Here is an 18,777-nt window from a genome sequence, read left to right on the forward strand (position 1 = left end):
AAGCAAGCCATGTCTAAATTAATGCTTGATCTGCAAGGCTTAAGCCTTACGCCTGCAGAAGAGCAACTGCTACTAAGGCCAGCTGTTGGCGGCGTTATTCTCTTTTCTCGTAATATACAAGATGCAGCCCAAGTGGCTGCATTAAGTGCAGAAATACGCTCCATTCGCCCTGATCTACTTTTAGCAGTAGATCAAGAAGGAGGGCGAGTACAAAGACTTAAACAAGGCTTTACTCGCTTACCCCCCATGCGTGAATTAGGCAGACTCTACGAACTTAATCAAGCCGCAGCCCTAGATACAGCACGCTTAATTGGCCAGCTAATGGCAGCAGAAGTTATTCAGGTTGGCTTAGATATAAGCTTTGCACCTGTGTTAGATGTTGACTACCAAAGGAGTGAAGTTATTGGTGACCGTGCCTTTGCTAGCGATATTAATACACTCATAGCCTTAGCTCAGTCCTTTATTAAAGGTATGCAGCTTGCCGGTATGGCTGTTACAGGCAAGCATTTTCCAGGGCATGGCTATGTAGCCGGTGACTCTCACACCTGCATACCTGTCGATGAGCGTAGCTTAGAAACCCTACAAGCCAGTTGTTTAAAACCTTTTGTTGCCCTAGCCAGTCAGCTGCAAGGCATAATGCCAGCCCATATTATTTATACCTCGGTTGATTCTCAGCCAGCAGGTTTTTCTAAAGTATGGTTAAAAATGCTCCGTAAAGAACTGAATTTTACTGGCATGGTATTTAGTGATGACCTAGCAATGGAAGGTGCTAGCCAAGCAGGCAGTTTTCCACAACGCGCTGCCGCAGCACTTGAAGCAGGCTGTGATCAGGTTCTAGTTTGCAATAACCCTACGGCTGCCCTAGAAGTTTTAGACTGGCTAGAAACGCAAGACCTAGAGCCTTGCACTAAAATTGCTGCCTTAAAAGCCCAGCCAGCAACAAGCAATAATTGGCTAAACTCTCCCGAAGCCTTGTTAGCAAGACAGCTAGCAGATCACCTGGTTACTAAAGATTTGCAGTCGGTATTACACCTGCTTACTTAACATTGAAAAGGTAAGATTATGAATAAGATTTTAGAAACAGTCTCTTCATTAGGTGGCGTTATACCCATAGATTATGCTTGGATTATTCAAGTATTTATTGTTGTTTTATTAGCCTTAGTAATTAACTTCTTTGCTAATCGCTTTATGGATAAACTGCATCTAAGGTTTGAAAAAACTACCAATGTGTGGGACGACCTTTTTCTAGATGCTGCTCGCAAACCCATTAGCGTTTTTATTTGGGCGCAGGGTTTATTGCTAGCCCTTAATATACTAGATATTCACTCAACACTTGAAATGGCAGAACTTATTGAAGTTCTTCGTCGTTCTGTTGTTGTTATCTTGTTTACCTGGTTAATTTTTCGTTTTATATCAGGTATGGAATTACGCTTAACGCGCCCTGGTACCCTAAAAAAGCCCCTCGATTTAACCACCGCTAAGGCAATGAGCAAGCTGCTTAAAGCGGCCACCTTTATTACTGCCTCTCTGGTTTTATTGCAAACCCTCGGCTTCTCAGTATCAGGTGTACTCGCTTTTGGTGGTATAGGCGGTATAGCCGTTGGTTTTGCAGCCCGTGATCTACTGGCTAACTTCTTTGGTGCCATTATGATTTACTTAGATAGACCTTTTGTAGTGGGTGATTGGATACGCTCACCTGATAGAGAAATAGAAGGCACGGTAGAAGATATTGGCTGGCGTTTAACCCGTATTAGAACCTTCGATCAACGTCCGCTCTATGTTCCTAATGCTGTGTTTGCTAATATAGCGGTAGAAAATCCTTCACGCATGTTCAATCGTCGTATTAATGAAACGATAGGAATACGTTATAGTGATGCCGACAAAATGCCCGCAATTATTGAGAAAGTACGCCAATACCTCATTAACCATGAAGACATAGAAACAGAAGAGCGTACCCTTATAGTTAACTTTAATACCTACGGCCCGTCTGCTTTGCAGTTTTTCATTTATACCTTTACCAAAACCACTAACTGGGTTGATTTCCACGGTATAAAACAAAATGTACTGCTAGGAATTTACGAAATTATTAGTAATGAAGGTGCAGACATAGCCTTCCCAACACAAACTTTGTATTTGCATGAGGATCCTGCATCCTCTGCCCTAGGACAGGTAGACCCTTAATGAACGATGATTTACCTAGTGAAATTGAACGAATTCGTAAGGTGTCTCAGGATGCTGACTGCTTAGCTACTGAAGAAGAAGTAGCAGCAGCCTTTGATAAAATGGCTAAGGCGATAACCCTGCGTTTAAAAGATAAGCTTCCTGTGGTTTATTGCGTAATGAATGGCGGCATGTTTACCACTTCAGAGTTGCTTAAACGCTTAGATTTTCCCTTGGAAGTAGACTACCTCCACGCTACCCGCTACCGCCGTAAAACAGAAGCGGGTGACTTGCATTGGCGTGTAGAGCCTGAAGTAGCTATGAAAGGCCGAAGTGTTTTAGTGATAGATGACATTCTTGATGAAGGTGCAACCCTAGCGGCTATTCTTGACCATTGCCGAACCCAAGGTGCTAAAGAAGTGACCTGTGCCGTGCTAGTCGACAAAAAACACAACCGCAAAGCCGTTGAAGGCTTTAGTGCAGACTTTACAGGGCTAGAAGTTGAAGACAGGTATTTGTTTGGCTGTGGTATGGATTACCAAGGCTACCTACGCAATTTACCTGCTATCTATGCACCCCAAGGTTTGTAGAAGTGTAAAATGCTTAAAAAAAAGGGGTTACTTTTGTTAGTAACCCCTTTTTTATTTAGCTAGGTTTTTTTACCTAGTTAAGTCGTCTTCATCTGCGGCTCTTTCTATTTTAATTAATAAGCCTAAATAGGGGCTATCAATAAAATGCAGATCACCACTGCGCATTCTGCGCCGTTGGTGCATACCTGCTGAATCTTTAACCTGATAACGGCCGGCAATTAAACTGGAACCATGACGCAGTGCATCAGCTTCTAAGGCTTCAACACTAACAGGTAAATCATTTAACTTTCTTGCCAAGGGGTTAGAACGCCCTGACTGTAGAATTTCTTCAACTGACCCTTCAGCAGCTTCAGGTAAAGGCTCAAAAGTGTTTAGGTATAAATCGGTTTCTAGGTGCAAATAGCGTGCAACGCTTAGTTTTAGTTTGCCTTGCAGTTCTGGCATTCCATCAAAATAATCCCCCCCTTCTACTAATAAAGGCAGGCTATTTGCTTCTGCTACTAAGCGCATTCGCCAAGCTTCATGAAATAACAGGCGGTAATCTTTATTACGCTCTAGGGCAGCGGCTTCTCTAACCAGCAATACTTCTTGTGGTTGGTAGCTAGGCCCAAGCACCTTGCTTAATTGCGTCCAAGCGGGTGAAGGGCCAATTCTTAAGGCTGGCTCTTCAACAGGCAAATAACTGTGTGGGCGACCTGGCAGCTCAGTAGAACCCTGACCAGGCTTTTGTGAAAAAATCAGCACTTCAATAATATAATCTCGCTCATTGCGGTGTGGCTCTTCAACTTCAGCCGCAACAACAAGCGAGGTTAGTAGGCTAGCTAGTAGTAAAGCTAATAATCGCATCACCAAGTTATCCCTATTGTGTAAATGTTTAAGCAGCATTACTGCAAAGCATCTAAGAGTTTTTCTAAGGCCGCAAAACACTTGTCTGCGGTACTCATATCCAAATTAAACTTCAAAGATTGGGCGGAATCCAGTCTATAAACCAAAGGTTGGCGTTGCATTAGCTGAACTAGCTTAATGGGTTCAACACTGGTTTGACCACCAAAGTGCAAAATGCCCTTATCTTTCCCTGCATCAATACGCACTATACCTAGTGCTTCTGCACGTTGCTTTACTTCTGTTAGGCGAAAGAGGTTTTTAGTTGCCTCGGGTAGTAGACCAAAGCGATCAATCATTTCTACCTGTAAATCCCTTAAAGCTGCTGCATCTTTACAGCTAGCAATGCGTTTATATAGCTGCAAGCGGCCATTAACATCGGGTAGGTAATCATCAGGAATTAAGGTGGCTAAATGCAAGCTGATTTCTGTACCCGTGTGTAAGGGCAGTTCAGCACTGGGCGTTTTACCACTGCGTATGGCTTTTACAGCATCTTCTAATAAGTCCATATACAAGCTAAAGCCTAGGCTAGCAATTTGACCACTTTGTTCTTCACCTAAAAGTTCACCCGCACCGCGAATTTCTAAATCTTGCGAAGCTAGAATAAACCCTGCACCCAAATCTTCATTCATAGCGATAGCTTCAAGGCGTTTCTGGGCATCTTTGGTTGGCTTTTTACCCTCAGGCGTTAGCAAGTAGGCATAGGCTTGGTGGTGGGAGCGCCCAACACGCCCTCTTAGCTGGTGCAACTGCGCCAAACCAAATTTATCGGCACGTTCAATAATAATGGTATTGGCATTGGGTATATCAATACCTGTTTCAATAATGGTAGAGCACAATAAAAGGTTGTAGCGTTTATGGTAGAAGTCTTGCATCACCTTTTCTAGCTGTCGCTCGGGCATTTGCCCATGGGCTACACCCAAACGCACTTCTGGAATAATTTCACGCAGCTTTTCAGCGGCATTTTCAATGGTGCTTACATCGTTGTGCAAAAAGTAAACCTGTCCACCACGCAATAATTCACGCAATACCGCTTCTTTAATAATTGATTCATCACGCTGGCGAACAAAAGTCTTAACCGACAAGCGCCTTGCAGGTGGTGTAGCAATTATGGATAAATCACGAATACCCGACATGGCCATATTTAAGGTGCGTGGAATAGGCGTAGCAGTCATAGAGAGTAAATCGACATTGGCCCGTAAAGCTTTTAAGGCTTCTTTTTGACGCACACCAAAACGGTGTTCTTCATCAATAATGACCAAACCTAAATCTTGGAATTTAACCGAAGATTGTAAGAGTTTATGTGTGCCAATAAGAATATCGACCTTGCCTTCTTCTAAACGGTTAATGCTTTCTTGTTGCTCTTTGGCAGAACGGAAACGTGAAAGCAGTTCAATATTCACCGGCCAGTCAGCAAAGCGGTCTTTAAAGTTATCGTAATGCTGCTGGGCTAAAAGGGTAGTGGGCACTAAAATAGCCACCTGTTTGTGGTTATGAACGGCAATAAATGCTGCCCGCATCGCTACTTCAGTTTTACCAAAGCCCACATCACCACACACCACTCTATCCATAGGGCGGGTGCGTGCCATATCGCCTATGACCGCATTAATGGCCAGTTGTTGATCTACCGTTTCTTCAAAAGGAAAGGCAGAAGCAAATTGCTCCCATTCTTCATCGTCTAACTTAAAGGCATAACCTTTTTGTGCTTCACGCCTTGCATAAATATCTAACAGCTCGGCGGCAGTATCACGAATTTTTTCAGCCGCTTTTTTACGCGCTTTATCCCACTGATCAGAACCCAAACGGTGCAAAGGCGCATTTTCATCGTTATTACCACTGTAGCGGCTAATTCTGTCTAAGGAAGCAACCGGCACATAAAGGCTAGCATCATCGGCATAAACTAGTTTTAAAAACTCTTGGGTTTGACCGCCTGAAGTGAGGGTTTCTAAACCCATATAACGGCCAACACCATGATCAATATGTACCACGGGTGCGTTTAAAGTGAGTTCAGATAAACTGCGAAACGCCAGCTCTTGGTTAACGGCAGAAACTTCACGGCGGCGGCGCTGTAAAATGCGTTCACCAAAGAGTACCGATTCAGTGATGAGTAATAATTCAGATTGAGGCAAAAACAAGCCTCTATCTAAGGGAGCTAGCGTAAGTGCGAGCGGTGGTTTTTGGTTTAAGAAGGCTTGCCAGTCCGCCACATCTTGTGGCACTAGGCCATGCCGACCTAACAACTCCATTAAGGCTTCGCGGCGACCCCGTGATTCCACGGTTAATAAAATGCTAGCTTGAGGGTTGGCGGCAATAAAATCTTGCAAAGCACCTAAAGGCCGTTTGGCTTTGGCGGCAACGGCTAAATTAGGTAGGGGTAGGCTTAAAACTTCTTGATCGCCAGATAAAGTATCGCTAGGTGCTTGAGCATGTACTTCAATACGCGCAAATAAATTACGCTGACGGTTTAAGGCTTCTAAAGGTAAATACAGTTCGTTAGGTGCTAAGCAGGGGTGACGAATATCATGGCGTAGGTTTTCATAACGGCGTTCAATTTCATCCCAATAGTGGTTGGCTGCTTGTTGTACGGTTTGAACTGGCGTTTCGGTTCCTGTCATTTCAGCAACAAGTGTACCTACCGGCAAGTAATCAAAAAGGGTGGCTGTATGGGTAAAAAACAGCGGTAAAAAGAACTCTAACCCTGGTGTTACTTGGCCTTTAAGGGTGTCTTGATAAATATCGCAGCGGGGTAAATCTACATCAAAGCGGGTTTGAAATTCAGTACGAAAAATCTTTAATGACGCTTCATTTAATACAAATTCATGCGCTGGTAATAAAGAAACGGCATCAGTTTTTTCTTCTGTGCGCTGGGTTTCGGCATTAAAAAAACGCAATGATTCAATTTCATCATCAAAAAGTTCAATACGCAGTGGCTGTTCACTGCCCATAGGGAATAAATCGAGCAAACCACCCCTAACTGTAAACTCACCCTGCTCATAAACGGTATCTACCGCACGGTAGCCCGCTTCTTCTAGTTGTCGACGAAAGGCATGTAAATCGAGAGCTTGACCAAGTTTTAGATCAATCGCATGGCTAGCAACAAACTCAGCAGGGGGTAAGCGTTGCATTAGGGTACTAATGGGTACAACCAGCAAGCCTTTACGTTGTTTGGGTAGGGCTAATAAAGTTTTTAATCGTTCAGAAACTATGTTCTGGTGCGGTGAAAAACGGTCATAAGGCAGCACTTCCCAATCGGGCAGGCTTAATACGGGCAAATCTTTGGGCGCAAAAAAAGTTAACTCATCGGCTAGTAGTCGGGCGCTGGTCGTATCAGGGCAAACGACCAGTAGTGGCGCAGCATGTTGCTTGGCAGCTTCAACCAAAGCCACAGCAGCAGCGGCATCATAAACATTTAACCAACGCTGCAAAAAGCCTGCTTTTGTTGGTGGGTTGCTGGCTAAAAGTTGATAACGACTGACAGCTTTGTTCATGAGTAAAATAACCAAGTTAGCAAAAATTAAGGCGCATGATACCAGTCAAAGAAGATATTAAAAAATGCCTTTAACCCTGCGAAGGTCTAAAGCCAATAAGGCTTAGTAATTTGCCTAAAAGCAGGTCAACAAGCATAATAGCGGCAAATTTTCACACCCCTTACTTTACAGTTAATTATAGAGAGAGGCTTCGCCTGTGACCGACAACAAATTAGATTCCTACTTTGAAGACTGGCAGGAACGTGAAACCATTGCCGAGGCAATGATTCCACTGATTGGTCGTTTATACCGTAAATACAACGTAGTGACTTCCATTTATGGTCGTGCATTGGTCAATCGTTCTGTTATTCGTATTCTAAAAGACCACCGTTTTGTGCGTCAGGTTGAAGGTTCCGAGCTAGATGTACGTGACAGCCATCAGTTGGTAGAAACCCTACTTAAGTTAAAGCCTGGTCCTTGCCATGTAGATATCGGCAAATTGGCTGCTCAATTCCGTAAAGAAAACGGCACCGACATGGAAGCTTTCCTAAAAGCTGAAATGGGCGATGTGTTGGGCAAGCATAAAGAAGCCGATATGGGCGGTGCACCACAAGACGTAGTGCTTTATGGTTTTGGTCGTATTGGTCGTCTACTTGCACGCATTATGGTTGAAAAAGCCGGTGGTGGTAGCTTGTTACGCTTGCGTGCAGTGGTAGTACGTGGCGGTAAAGAAGGTGACTTAGAAAAACGTGCTAGCCTCTTGCGTCGTGATTCAGTACACGGTCCTTTTGACGGTACAATTACAGTAGACAAAGAAAACAACGCACTCATAGTTAACGGTAATTACATTCAGTTTATTTATGCAAGTTCACCGGCTGAAGTTGACTACACCCAATACGGCATTACCGATGCGCTAGTGGTCGATAACACAGGCATGTGGCGTGATGAAGAAGGCCTAGGTCAGCATTTAGCCTGTAAAGGTGCGGCACGTGCAGTGTTAACAGCACCAGGTAAGGGCGATATTAAAAATATTGTTTATGGTATTAACCACGGCGATATTAAAGACAGCGACAAAATTATTTCTGCTGCTTCCTGTACCACCAACGCAATAGTGCCTGTTCTAAAAGCGGTGAATGATAAATACGGCATTATCAGTGGTCACGTAGAAACCGTACACGCTTACACAAATGACCAGAACCTAATTGATAACTTCCACAAAGGCGATAGACGTGGACGTTCTGCTGCCATGAACATGGTTTTAACAGAAACAGGCGCAGCAAAAGCCGTTGCTAAAGCACTACCAGAATTAGCAGGCAAGCTAACGGGTAATGCTATCCGTGTTCCTATCCCCAACGTTTCTATGGCTATTCTTAACCTAAGCATGGAAAAAGACAGCAGCGTTGCAGAAATGAATGATTACCTAAGCTGGGCTGCGCTTTATTCACCCATGCAAAAGCAAATTGACTTTGTTGACTCTAACGAAGTGGTTTCTTCCGACTTTGTTGGTAACCGCCATGCCGGTATTGTTGATGCTAAAGCGACGATAGTAAATGGCAAACAAGCCGTACTTTATGTTTGGTACGACAATGAGTTTGGTTACAGTTGTCAGGTGGTTAGAATTTTACAAGAAATTTCTCATGTGAAGTTCCCTTACTTCCCTGCAGACCGCAGTTAATCAGGGTTTTAACATAAAAAAGCTGTGTGCTTCGGTGGGCAGCTTTTTTTGCTAAACCTAGTTAAATGACCCTAGAATCGGGTAGCCTTTGGTGCTTAGGGTCTTTATAATGCACACATTTTTAAGTAGCCGCTTGTGCGACAAAAAGACGCAGAATTTTTCAAAGTTTTTTCAGATGTAAAAACCTTAGCTTTAAAAAGCTTTATCTTTAACTTGGTGATTGGGCGTGACCTATGATAAAAATCAAGCGTGGCCTTGATCTACCCATCGCCGGTGCACCTAAACAGTCCATTACGGACGGTAATAAAGTGCGCTCCGTTGCAGTTCTAGGACCAGACTATGTTGGTATGAAACCAACCATGCTGGTTCAAGAAGGCGACAAGGTGAAATTGGGTCAGATCCTCTTTACGGATAAAAAAACCGCTGGTGTGAACTACACAGCACCCGCAGCAGGAACGGTAGTAGCCATTAACCGTGGTCAACGTCGTGTACTGCAGTCCGTAGTGATAGAAATAGCAGCAGAAGAAGAAGCCGAAGAATTCACTGCCTACAGTGAAGCTCAGCTGGCTGAACTAACAGGTGAACAGGTAAGAGAACAGTTAGTTAAATCAGGCTTATGGACAGCACTAAGAACAAGGCCTTTTAGCCGTGTTCCAGCACTCGATGCTAAGCCTAGTTCAATATTTGTAACCGCAATCGACACCCACCCTCTAGCTGCAGACCCTGCAGTGATCATCGCAGACCAAAAAGAAGCTTTCTTAGCTGGTCTAAAAGTGGTGAGCAAACTAACCGAAGGCAAAACCTTCATCTGTAAAGAAGCTGGCAAAGAACTACCTACAGTAACGGGTAGCAACTTTGAAGTAGCTGAGTTTGCAGGTGTGCACCCTGCTGGTTTGGTTGGTACACACATTCATTACCTAGATCCAGTCAGTGCGACTAAGCAAGTTTGGCATTTGAATTACCAAGAAGTAATTGCCTATGGTCAATTATTCCTTACCGGTAAAATCAATCCCAACCGTGTTGTTTCTCTAGCTGGCCCGCAGGTTAAAGAGCCACGTCTAGTACGTACGCGTGTGGGTGCAAACCTAGACGAGTTACTGGCAGGTGAGCTAACAGCCGAGACTAAATCTCAGCCTATTTCTGGTTCAGTTTTTAGTGGTAGAGCAGCCGAAGGCCCACTTAACTTCTTGGGCTATCACCACAAGCAGGTGAGTGTGCTGCAAGAAGGCAGTGATCGCCATTTCCTAGGCTGGTTAACACCCGGTATGCCTAACAGCGGCAACCACTCAGTAACGGGTATTTTTGCATCAGCCTTTTTAGGTTTAGGTAAGCGTTATGCTCCTACTACCTCTACCAATGGTTCAGAACGTGCCATGGTACCCATTGGCTCTTATGAAAAAGTAATGCCGCTAGATATTCTGCCCACCCAACTTCTTCGCTCACTAATCGTGGGTGATATAGAAGTTGCCATGCAATTAGGTTGTTTAGAACTCGATGAAGAAGACCTTGCCCTGTGTACTTACGTGTGCCCAGGTAAATACGAATACGGTCCAATTCTGCGTGATAACCTAACGCTGATAGAGAAAGAGGGCTAATGAATGAAAGCATTACGTAATCTTCTCGACAAAATGGAGCCGCACTTTGTAAAAGGTGGACGTTACGAAAGCTGGTATGCGCTCTATGAAGCTGTCGACACAATCTTTTACACACCACCCAGTGTTGCCAAAACAACAGCCTTTGTGCGTGATGGTATTAACCTTAAGCGCATGATGATTACCGTTTGGTTATGTACCTTCCCAGCCATGTTTTTTGGTATGTGGAATACCGGTTTACAAGCCAACCAAGCCATAGATGCAGGTTTTGCATCCATGGGCGGCCTGCGTGAAAGCTTTATTGTTCTGTTTGGTGCGGGTAACTACGACCCAACCAGCGTGTGGGACAACATAGTTCACGGTGCAACCTTCTTTATTCCTATTTATGCCACAGCTTTTATTGTTGGTGGTTTCTGGGAAGTGCTTTTTGCCATGCGTCGTGGCCACGAAGTAAACGAAGGCTTCTTTGTTACTTCTATTCTTTTTGCACTGATTCTTCCTGCAACCATTCCACTTTGGCAGGTAGGTTTAGGTATTACCTTTGGTGTGGTTATCGGTAAGGAAATTTTTGGCGGCACAGGCAAAAACTTCCTTAACCCAGCACTTACGGGTCGTGCTTTCCTCTACTTTGCTTACCCAGCACAAATCTCGGGTGATGCCATTTGGGTAGCAGCCGACGGTTTCACTGGTGCAACCGCGCTTTCAGTTGCTTACAGCGAGGGTGTAAATGTACTAGCGCAAAGCCTTAGCTGGTGGGATGCTTTTGTTGGTGTTATGCCAGGTTCAGTGGGCGAAACTTCAACCCTAGCTATCTTTATTGGTGGCGCAGTATTACTACTAACCCGTATCGCCTCTTGGCGCATTATGGCCGGTGTAATGCTAGGTATGATGGCAACCGCCACGCTATTTAATATGATTGGTTCAGAAACCAATAACATGTTTGCAATGCAATGGTACTGGCACCTAGTCACCGGTGGTTTTGCCTTTGGTATGGTGTTTATGGCGACTGACCCAGTTTCAGCCTCCATGACAGATAAAGGTAAGCTCGTATTTGGCGCACTTATCGGTGTAATGACCGTTCTAATACGTGTGGTTAACCCAGCTTTCCCAGAAGGCATCATGCTAGCCATACTATTTGCTAACCTGTTTGCCCCACTGATAGACAGCCTAGTGGTTAAAGCCAACATCAAGCGGAGGGTATTGCGCAATGTCTAAAAGTAATGACTCCATCTCAAAAACACTAACGGTTGCGTTTATCCTCTGTTTAGTTTGTGCGGTTATTGTTTCAGTATCCGCTGTAGCACTTAAACCGCTACAAAATGCTAACCAAGAAGATTTTCGCCGTAGTAATATTTTGGTTGCTGCTGGTTTAATTACCGCTAATGAAGCAACTAAAGATCGCATTGCCGAAGAATTTGCCAAAATTCAGGTAAAAGTAGTTGATTTACGTACAGGTGAATTCACCCAAGACGTAAGCGTAGAAACTTACGATCAGCTACGTGCGGCTAAAGACCCTGCGCAAAGCTTTGAACTAGATGAAGTAGCTATAGGTGTAAAGCGCCTAGAAAACTACGGTTTAGTTTACCTAGTGGGTGATGAAGCCAATCCAGATCGCATTATTATTCCTGTGCGTGGTCCTGGCTTGTGGTCAACCCTTCACGGCTTCTTAGCCCTAGAAGGTGATGGCAACACCATTGCAGGTATGGGTTTTTATGATCATGCTGAAACCCCCGGCTTAGGTGGTGAAGTAGACAACCCTAACTGGAAAGCTCAGTGGCCTGGTAAAAAGGCTTACCGAGAAGACTCTATGCAACCACTTTTGGGCCTTTCAAAAAACCCCGATGGTGTGCATGAGGTAGATACGTTATCGGGTGCTAGCTTAACCGCACGTGGTGTAACTAACCTATTGCAATTCTGGGTTAGCGAACAAGCCTATGGGTCATTCCTAGCTAAATTCCGTCAGGGAGGCGCTTAATCATGGCCAATGATACAACTAAAACGGTATTAATCAGCCCTATCTTCAAAAACAACCCTATTGCCTTACAGGTACTAGGTATTTGCTCGGCGCTGGCTGTTACCACCAGTATGCAAGTTGCAGTGGTTATGACGATAGCGGTTATGTTTGTAACTGCCTTCTCTAACTTCTTTGTATCTTTAATTCGTAACCATATTCCCAGCAGTATTCGTATTATCGTGCAAATGACGATCATTGCATCCTTGGTAATAGTGGTAGACCAAGTACTTAAAGCCTATGCCTATGAAATTAGCCGTCAGCTATCGGTATTTGTGGGTCTAATCATTACCAACTGTATTGTTATGGGTCGTGCCGAAGCCTACGCCATGAAAAATGGCCCCGTCATCAGTTTCTGGGATGGTATAGGTAACGGTTTTGGTTACGGTGTTGTACTTATGCTAGTGGGTGCGGTACGTGAAATCTTTGGTGCGGGTAGCTTCTTTGGTTATCAAATTCTATCCCTAACTAAAGATGGTGGCTGGTATTTAGCTAACGGCTTAATGCTACTGCCACCCTCAGCCTTCTTCATTATTGGTCTACTGATTTGGGCGTTACGCTCATGGCAGCCAGAGCAAAATGAAATTCCTGAGTTCAAAATTACCGAAAACACTAAATCTGAAGGAGCGATGTAAGCATGTTAGAACATTACTTATCGCTATTTATTACTGCCGTGTTTGTAGAAAACATGGCGCTAGCCTTCTTCTTGGGTATGTGTACCTTCTTAGCCCTGTCTAAAAAGGTTGATGCAGCCTTTGGTCTAGGTGTTGCGGTGATAGTTGTACTGGCCATCACCGTACCGGTAAACAACCTGATTTATAACCTGCTACTGCGTGAAGGCGCTCTAGCTTGGACAGGTATTGAAGGTGCAGAAAAAATCGACTTATCTTTCCTAGGCTTGTTGAGCTATATCGGCGTAATTGCTGCCTTAGTTCAAATTCTAGAAATGTTCCTCGAAAAATTTGTACCAGCACTCTATAACGCCCTAGGCGTATTCCTACCACTAATTACCGTGAACTGCGCCATTATGGGTGCGTCACTCTTTATGGTAGAGCGTGACTACAACTTCGCTGAATCCGTTGTTTACGGTACAGGCGCAGGTTTGGGTTGGGCACTGGCTATAGTTGCACTAGCCGGTATACGTGAAAAGCTGAAGTACAGCGATGTGCCAGCAGGGCTACAAGGTCTAGGCATCACTTTTATCGTGGTGGGCTTAATGTCACTAGGCTTTATGTCCTTCTCCGGCATCCAGCTATAAAAGGGAAATAACATGGTCGACACTACAATTATTCTGCTCGGCGTCGTCATGTTCACCATAATCGTGCTTAGTCTCGTTATGGTGATCCTGGCAGCGCGTAGCAAACTGGTAAGTACCGGTGATGTCACTATTGAAATTAATGGTGATCCAGAACACACACTCGTAACAGCCGCTGGTGGCAAGCTACTTAACACCCTAGCAGCCAATGGCATCTTCTTATCATCAGCCTGTGGTGGTGGTGGTAGTTGTGCCCAGTGTACTTGTAAGGTAATTGAAGGCGGTGGTTCTATACTGCCTACAGAAGAATCAGCTTTCACCATGCGTGAAAAGAAAGAAGGCTGGCGCTTATCTTGCCAAGTACCTGTTAAGCAAAACATGAAGATAGAAGTAGACGAAGAAATCTTCGGTGTTAAAAAGTGGACTTGTGAAGTGGTTTCTAACCCCAACGTAGCCACTTTTATTAAAGAGCTAACGCTTAAACTACCTGAGGGTGAAAACGTAGACTTCCGTGCTGGTGGTTATGTACAGCTCGAATGTCCTGCCTATGAAATTCCTTATAAGAATTTTGATATTCAAGAAGAATTTCACGGTGATTGGGACAAGTTCAACATCTGGCGTTACGTGGCAGTAAACAGCGAAACCACCATTCGTGCTTACTCCATGGCTAACTACCCAGAAGAGCGTGGTCTAGTGAAGTTCAATATTCGTATTGCAACACCACCACCAGGCCGTGATGATGTGCCACCGGGCATTATGTCTTCTTACGTGTTTAACCTTAAGCCAGGCGACACCATCGATGTTTACGGTCCTTTTGGTGAGTTCTTTGCTAAAGATACCGATGCAGAAATGGTCTTTGTTGGCGGTGGTGCAGGTATGGCACCTATGCGTTCGCACATTTTCGACCAGCTTAAGCGTTTGAAGTCTAAGCGTAAAATTAGCTTCTGGTACGGTGCACGTTCATTACGTGAAGCCTTCTATGTTGAAGAGTTCGACAAGCTAGCCGAAGAAAATGAAAACTTTACTTGGCACTTGGCTTTGTCAGATCCATTACCTGAAGATAATTGGGAAGGTGCTACTGGTTTTATTCATAACGTGCTTTATGAAAACTACCTAAAAGACCACCCAGCGCCTGAAGACTGCGAATTCTACATGTGTGGACCACCCATGATGAACGCTGCGGTTATTAAGCTACTAGAAAACCTTGGTGTAGAACCTGAAAATATTCTACTCGATGACTTTGGTGGCTAATGAAGGCAACTAACTTTTTCTTCTTATGGAATTGTTAGTCTACTTGGGTTGTCTCTATTTATAAGAGGCAACCCATTTTTACTTTAGAGGAATTTAATTATGCAAATCTTCTTACTCAGCGCACTTGTTCTTGGTGTCATCATGTTAATCATGTCCGTAGGCGTTATTATGGGTCGTAAACCCATTGCAGGTTCTTGCGGTGGCATGAGTGCTTTAGGTATGGATACAGCCTGCGATATTTGCGGTGGTGATCAAACTGTTTGTGAAACAGAATCACAAAAAAGACTAGCTTACGACGCAGCAGCTAAGTAGTTATTTATTTTAAGGAGTAGTGAATGGCAGTCTACAACTATGACGTAATAGTGATTGGAACCGGACCTGCTGGTGAAGGTGCTGCTATGAACGCTGTAAAGCACGGCAAAAAAGTTGCCGTTGTTGAAGAGCAGCGTTCAGTTGGTGGCAACTGCACCCATAAAGGCACTATTCCATCTAAAGCACTGCGTCACGCGGTAAAACAAATTATTCAATTCAACACCAACCGTATGTTCCGCGACATAGGTGAACCACGCTCTTTTTCTTTTCCCAAAGTGTTAGCACGTTCACAAAGGGTTATAGAAAAACAAGTAGCGCTACGCACGGGTTTTTATGCACGCAACAGAGCCGATGTTTTTTTTGGTAAAGCACGTTTTGTAGACCCTAATACAGTTGAAGTTAAAGACCGTCATGATGGTATAGAATTTTTAAAAGCCCAAAAAATTATTATTGCCACAGGCTCCAGACCCTACCGCCCCGATGATATTAACTTTGACCACCCACGTATTTACTGTTCAGACTCTATTTTAGAACTCTCCCACACCCCCCGTTCCATTATTATTTACGGAGCAGGTGTTATAGGCTGTGAATACGCTTCAATCTTCAGCGGCCTAGGTGTAAAAGTAGATTTAATCGACAACCGTGATCGCCTGCTTTCTTTTTTAGATGATGAAATTTCCAACAGCCTTAGCTACCACCTACGCAATAACGGTGTACTGGTAAGGCACAACGAAGAATACGAAAAAGTAGAAGTAGTTGAAGGCGGCGTAACCCTACACCTAAAAAGCCGCAAAAAAATACGCGCCGATGCCTTTATGTGGTGTAACGGTCGTACTGGTAATACCGCGGACTTGGCACTAGAGAACATAGGCTTAGAAGCCAATTCACGCGGGCAGCTACAAATAGATGAACACTACCGTACAGCGGTTCCACACATTTATGCCGTGGGTGATGTAATTGGTTGGCCTAGCTTAGCTTCGGCTTCTTATGACCAAGGGCGTTCAGCCGCAGCAGACTTTTTAGATGAACCAGAGTTTAGGTTTATTGATGATGTACCCACAGGGATTTACACCATTCCTGAAATTAGCTCCATAGGTAAAACAGAGCGGGAACTAACCAAAGAAAAAACGCCTTACGAAGTAGGTCAAGCTTTTTTCCGCACCCTAGCCAGAGCACAAATAACCAGCGAGCCGGTGGGCATGTTAAAAATACTTTTCCACCGAGAAACCCTAGAAATTTTAGGTATTCACTGCTTTGGTGACCAAGCCGCAGAAATCATTCATATCGGCCAAGCCATTATGGCGCAGAAGGGTGAAGGCAATACAATTAAATACTTTGTTAATACCACCTTTAACTACCCTACTATGGCAGAAGCCTATAGGGTGGCAGCTATTAATGGACTAAACCGTGTCTTTTAAGTTTTGTACCTGAATACCCTGATGCTTGGTAGAAAAGCTTCATCTTCTAGTTGAGCATCAGAGCGTTTAGCCCGACTCCGCTTTTCTGGTGGTGTTAGGCTAGGTAGATTAAACGCAGGTAATTTGCCATCGTCTGTTAGCACAAACAAAGGCATGGCTAAATTCATTGCCTGACGCTCAGGTAAGCCAGGTAGTTGCTTGTCAAAAAATAAGTTAGCTCGCATTAACGGTGCTTGATCCTGCACCTGCGCCAAAGGCGTACTTTCCGTAATACCTGCCAATTTTTGTAGCTGTATTTTTATATGTGGTGCTTGAGTATTCATCTGCTCTAGGCGATACACCGCTTCTTTATAACTAATACGGCGAATGCTACGACCACTGGAATACCAACTAAACCTAACCTGCTTTAAAGGTGTAAGGCAGCCAGGAATTTGCCGCCACGTTTGCTTTAAATGCAGCCTAGCTAAACCTTCTTCAGCTAAATGCGCATGTAGCTTTGCATGTCTGGCAGCCAACCCTAATCTGGCTTCAGGCAGCATTGCTGGGCTTTCTTTGCGTATGGCATCTAGCGCACGCGAAAAAGTAACCTTGCAAAAGTTAACACTACCTAGCTGTTGCCAAATGGCTTCATTGCAAACCACCAAACCTGGATAACTGCGTGTAACTCGCCCATCTTGGCCATCTAAATACCAAAGGTCTTGCAAAGCATAAGCCAGTGCTGAACGGCTAGCAGCCTCGGACTCACTTCCCAGCATCCAGCAGGGCAGGCCTGCTTCATCAAGCAATTCAGCAAGGTTAGCTAGGCTATTAACCAGCAATTCAAAGCAGCTGTCTAGCTGAGAAAGCAGTCGGTAGTGTGTACTCATTCAAATTTCCATTACAATAGCGCCACAACTTATAAGGAAGCAGTAACTCATGGCATCTATACCACTATTAATTGGGCTGCGTTACACCCGCGCAAAACGCAGAAACCACTTTATTTCGTTTATCTCGCTCACCTCCATGCTAGGCATGATGTTAGGTGTAGCGGTACTTATTTTGGTTTTATCTGTTATGAACGGTTTTGACCGTGAACTTCGTGAACGGATACTCGGCATGGTGCCGCATCTAGCCATTAAAAACTATCAAGATTTTACTCACTGGCCAGAAGTTGCCGACCAACTCAGCCAGCGCCCAGAAGTAATCGGTGTAGCACCCTTTGTTAATGGTCAGGGTATGTTAATCCATGATGGTTATAACCGTGGCGCCTTGGTAGCTGGTATTCTGCCAGAATACGAAAACCAAGTATCCATTGTAGGACAACACCTAGAAGAAGACGTTACCCTAGATATTTTACAGCCTGGGGAATACGGCATTTTATTGGGTGATCTACTCGCCCGCTTTTTAAGGGTCGGTACAGGCGATAAAGTAACCCTGCTGCTTCCTGAAGCCTCTATCACCCCAGCAGGGGTCTTTCCACGTCTAAAACGCTTTACTGTACTAGGCACGTTTAAAGTGGGTGCTGAACTCGATGGTAATTTAGCCTATGTACACCTAAACGATATGCAAACCCTAATGCGCATGGGCGACAATATAGAAGGACTAAGACTCGAACTAAACGACCTTTTCCAAGCATCACAGCTAACCCAAACCCTGGTTAACGAACTAGGTTATCCCTACCGAGGCACTAACTGGACCCAAACCCAAGGCAACCTTTTTCAAGCCATTCAAATGGAAAAACGCATGATTGGTCTGTTGCTGATGATTATTGTGGCTGTTGCTGCATTTAATATTGTTTCAACCCTAGTGATGGTAGTTACTGACAAACAAGCCGATATTGCTATTTTACGCACCCTAGGCGCAAGCCCTGGCACGATTCTTAGAATATTTATGGTGCAGGGTTTAACCATCGGCGTGATAGGAACACTCGTAGGCGTAGTGTTGGGCGTGGTATTAGCACTGAATGTGAGTGATTTGGTTTTATGGTTAGAAGGGCTGTTAGGTATTCAGTTTTTAGATGCTAATGTCTACTTTATTAGCTACCTGCCTTCAGAGCTACGCTGGGAAGACGTGCGCTTTATTACCCTAGCCGCCTTGTTGCTTAGCCTGCTTTCCACCCTTTACCCAGCTTGGCGTGCCTCAAAAATTCAGCCAGCCGAAGCCCTGCGCTACGATTAATTAAAAG

At 44.4% G+C, this 18,777-nt stretch carries 16 protein-coding genes; 13 read left to right on the top strand and 3 right to left on the bottom strand.

Going from position 1 to position 18,777, the window contains the following annotated elements; all coding sequences use genetic code 11:
• The first annotated feature begins 9 nt into the window (after positions 1–9).
• The 3 genes from nagZ to H571_RS0112870 are packed head-to-tail and all read left to right on the top strand — an operon-like array spanning position 10 to position 2,750.
• On the top strand, positions 10–1,044 hold the full coding sequence (nagZ, locus tag H571_RS15235; RefSeq protein WP_051168340.1) for a beta-N-acetylhexosaminidase: 1,035 nt from the start codon (positions 10–12) through the stop codon (positions 1,042–1,044).
• A gap of 18 nt (positions 1,045–1,062) precedes the next feature.
• Positions 1,063–2,181: a mechanosensitive ion channel family protein gene (locus H571_RS15240; protein ID WP_051168341.1), complete on the top strand. Its 1,119-nt coding sequence runs from the start codon at positions 1,063–1,065 to the stop codon at positions 2,179–2,181.
• Positions 2,181–2,750 carry a hypoxanthine-guanine phosphoribosyltransferase gene (locus tag H571_RS0112870; protein WP_027849664.1) on the top strand — a complete coding sequence of 190 codons (570 nt, stop codon included), beginning with the start codon at positions 2,181–2,183 and terminating at the stop codon, positions 2,748–2,750. Before H571_RS15240 ends, H571_RS0112870 begins: the two co-directional genes overlap by 1 nt.
• A 69-nt stretch (positions 2,751–2,819) precedes the next feature.
• Here H571_RS0112870 and H571_RS15650 read toward each other — a convergent pair whose 3' ends face one another.
• Both H571_RS15650 and mfd read right to left on the bottom strand, forming a co-directional pair.
• The gene (locus H571_RS15650) at positions 2,820–3,596 is read right to left on the bottom strand and encodes a CsiV family protein (protein WP_027849665.1); all 777 of its coding nucleotides are present in this window, start codon (positions 3,594–3,596) and stop codon (positions 2,820–2,822) included.
• Positions 3,597–3,634: 38 nt separating this feature from the next.
• Positions 3,635–7,120 (bottom strand): transcription-repair coupling factor, encoded by a 3,486-nt coding sequence (gene mfd, locus H571_RS0112880; RefSeq protein ID WP_027849666.1) that lies wholly within the window; start codon positions 7,118–7,120, stop codon positions 3,635–3,637.
• A gap of 196 nt (positions 7,121–7,316) precedes the next feature.
• On the opposite strand from mfd, the gene H571_RS0112885 reads away from it, so the two are divergent.
• From H571_RS0112885 to sthA, 9 genes are all read left to right on the top strand, one after another.
• Complete coding sequence (locus H571_RS0112885) at positions 7,317–8,774, top strand: glyceraldehyde-3-phosphate dehydrogenase (RefSeq protein WP_027849667.1); 1,458 nt, start codon at positions 7,317–7,319, stop codon at positions 8,772–8,774.
• 233 nt (positions 8,775–9,007) lie between these two features.
• Positions 9,008–10,369, top strand: a complete 1,362-nt coding sequence (locus H571_RS0112895) for a Na(+)-translocating NADH-quinone reductase subunit A (protein WP_027849668.1) — start codon at positions 9,008–9,010, stop codon at positions 10,367–10,369.
• A gap of 3 nt (positions 10,370–10,372) precedes the next feature.
• Positions 10,373–11,581 carry an NADH:ubiquinone reductase (Na(+)-transporting) subunit B gene (locus H571_RS0112900; RefSeq protein WP_027849669.1) on the top strand — a complete coding sequence of 403 codons (1,209 nt, stop codon included), beginning with the start codon at positions 10,373–10,375 and terminating at the stop codon, positions 11,579–11,581.
• Positions 11,574–12,341, top strand: a complete 768-nt coding sequence (locus tag H571_RS0112905; RefSeq protein WP_027849670.1) for a Na(+)-translocating NADH-quinone reductase subunit C — start codon at positions 11,574–11,576, stop codon at positions 12,339–12,341. The genes H571_RS0112900 and H571_RS0112905 overlap by 8 nt, the downstream gene beginning before the upstream one ends.
• Positions 12,342–12,343: 2 nt before the next feature.
• On the top strand, positions 12,344–13,012 hold the full coding sequence (locus tag H571_RS0112910) for an NADH:ubiquinone reductase (Na(+)-transporting) subunit D (protein WP_027849671.1): 669 nt from the start codon (positions 12,344–12,346) through the stop codon (positions 13,010–13,012).
• 2 nt (positions 13,013–13,014) lie between these two features.
• Positions 13,015–13,635, top strand: a complete 621-nt coding sequence (gene nqrE, locus H571_RS0112915; RefSeq protein ID WP_027849672.1) for an NADH:ubiquinone reductase (Na(+)-transporting) subunit E — start codon at positions 13,015–13,017, stop codon at positions 13,633–13,635.
• Positions 13,636–13,647: 12 nt separating this feature from the next.
• Positions 13,648–14,883 (top strand): NADH:ubiquinone reductase (Na(+)-transporting) subunit F, encoded by a 1,236-nt coding sequence (nqrF, locus tag H571_RS0112920; protein WP_027849673.1) that lies wholly within the window; start codon positions 13,648–13,650, stop codon positions 14,881–14,883.
• Positions 14,884–14,982: 99 nt separating this feature from the next.
• Positions 14,983–15,195 carry a (Na+)-NQR maturation NqrM gene (nqrM, locus tag H571_RS0112925; RefSeq protein WP_027849674.1) on the top strand — a complete coding sequence of 71 codons (213 nt, stop codon included), beginning with the start codon at positions 14,983–14,985 and terminating at the stop codon, positions 15,193–15,195.
• 23 nt (positions 15,196–15,218) lie between these two features.
• Complete coding sequence (gene sthA / locus H571_RS0112930; protein WP_027849675.1) at positions 15,219–16,613, top strand: Si-specific NAD(P)(+) transhydrogenase; 1,395 nt, start codon at positions 15,219–15,221, stop codon at positions 16,611–16,613.
• Here sthA and H571_RS0112935 read toward each other — a convergent pair.
• Positions 16,610–17,479 carry a hypothetical protein gene (locus tag H571_RS0112935; RefSeq protein ID WP_027849676.1) on the bottom strand — a complete coding sequence of 290 codons (870 nt, stop codon included), beginning with the start codon at positions 17,477–17,479 and terminating at the stop codon, positions 16,610–16,612. The two genes, sthA and H571_RS0112935, sit on opposite strands and share 4 nt — an antisense overlap.
• Positions 17,480–17,528: 49 nt before the next feature.
• Here H571_RS0112935 and H571_RS0112940 point away from each other — a divergent pair, with 49 nt between their 5' ends.
• Positions 17,529–18,770, top strand: coding sequence for a lipoprotein-releasing ABC transporter permease subunit (locus H571_RS0112940; protein ID WP_027849677.1), 1,242 nt, complete (start codon positions 17,529–17,531; stop codon positions 18,768–18,770).
• Positions 18,771–18,777 lie beyond the last annotated feature (7 nt).

This window comes from Marinospirillum minutulum DSM 6287, from assembly GCF_000422325.1.
Lineage (GTDB): Bacteria > Pseudomonadota > Gammaproteobacteria > Pseudomonadales > Halomonadaceae > Marinospirillum > Marinospirillum minutulum.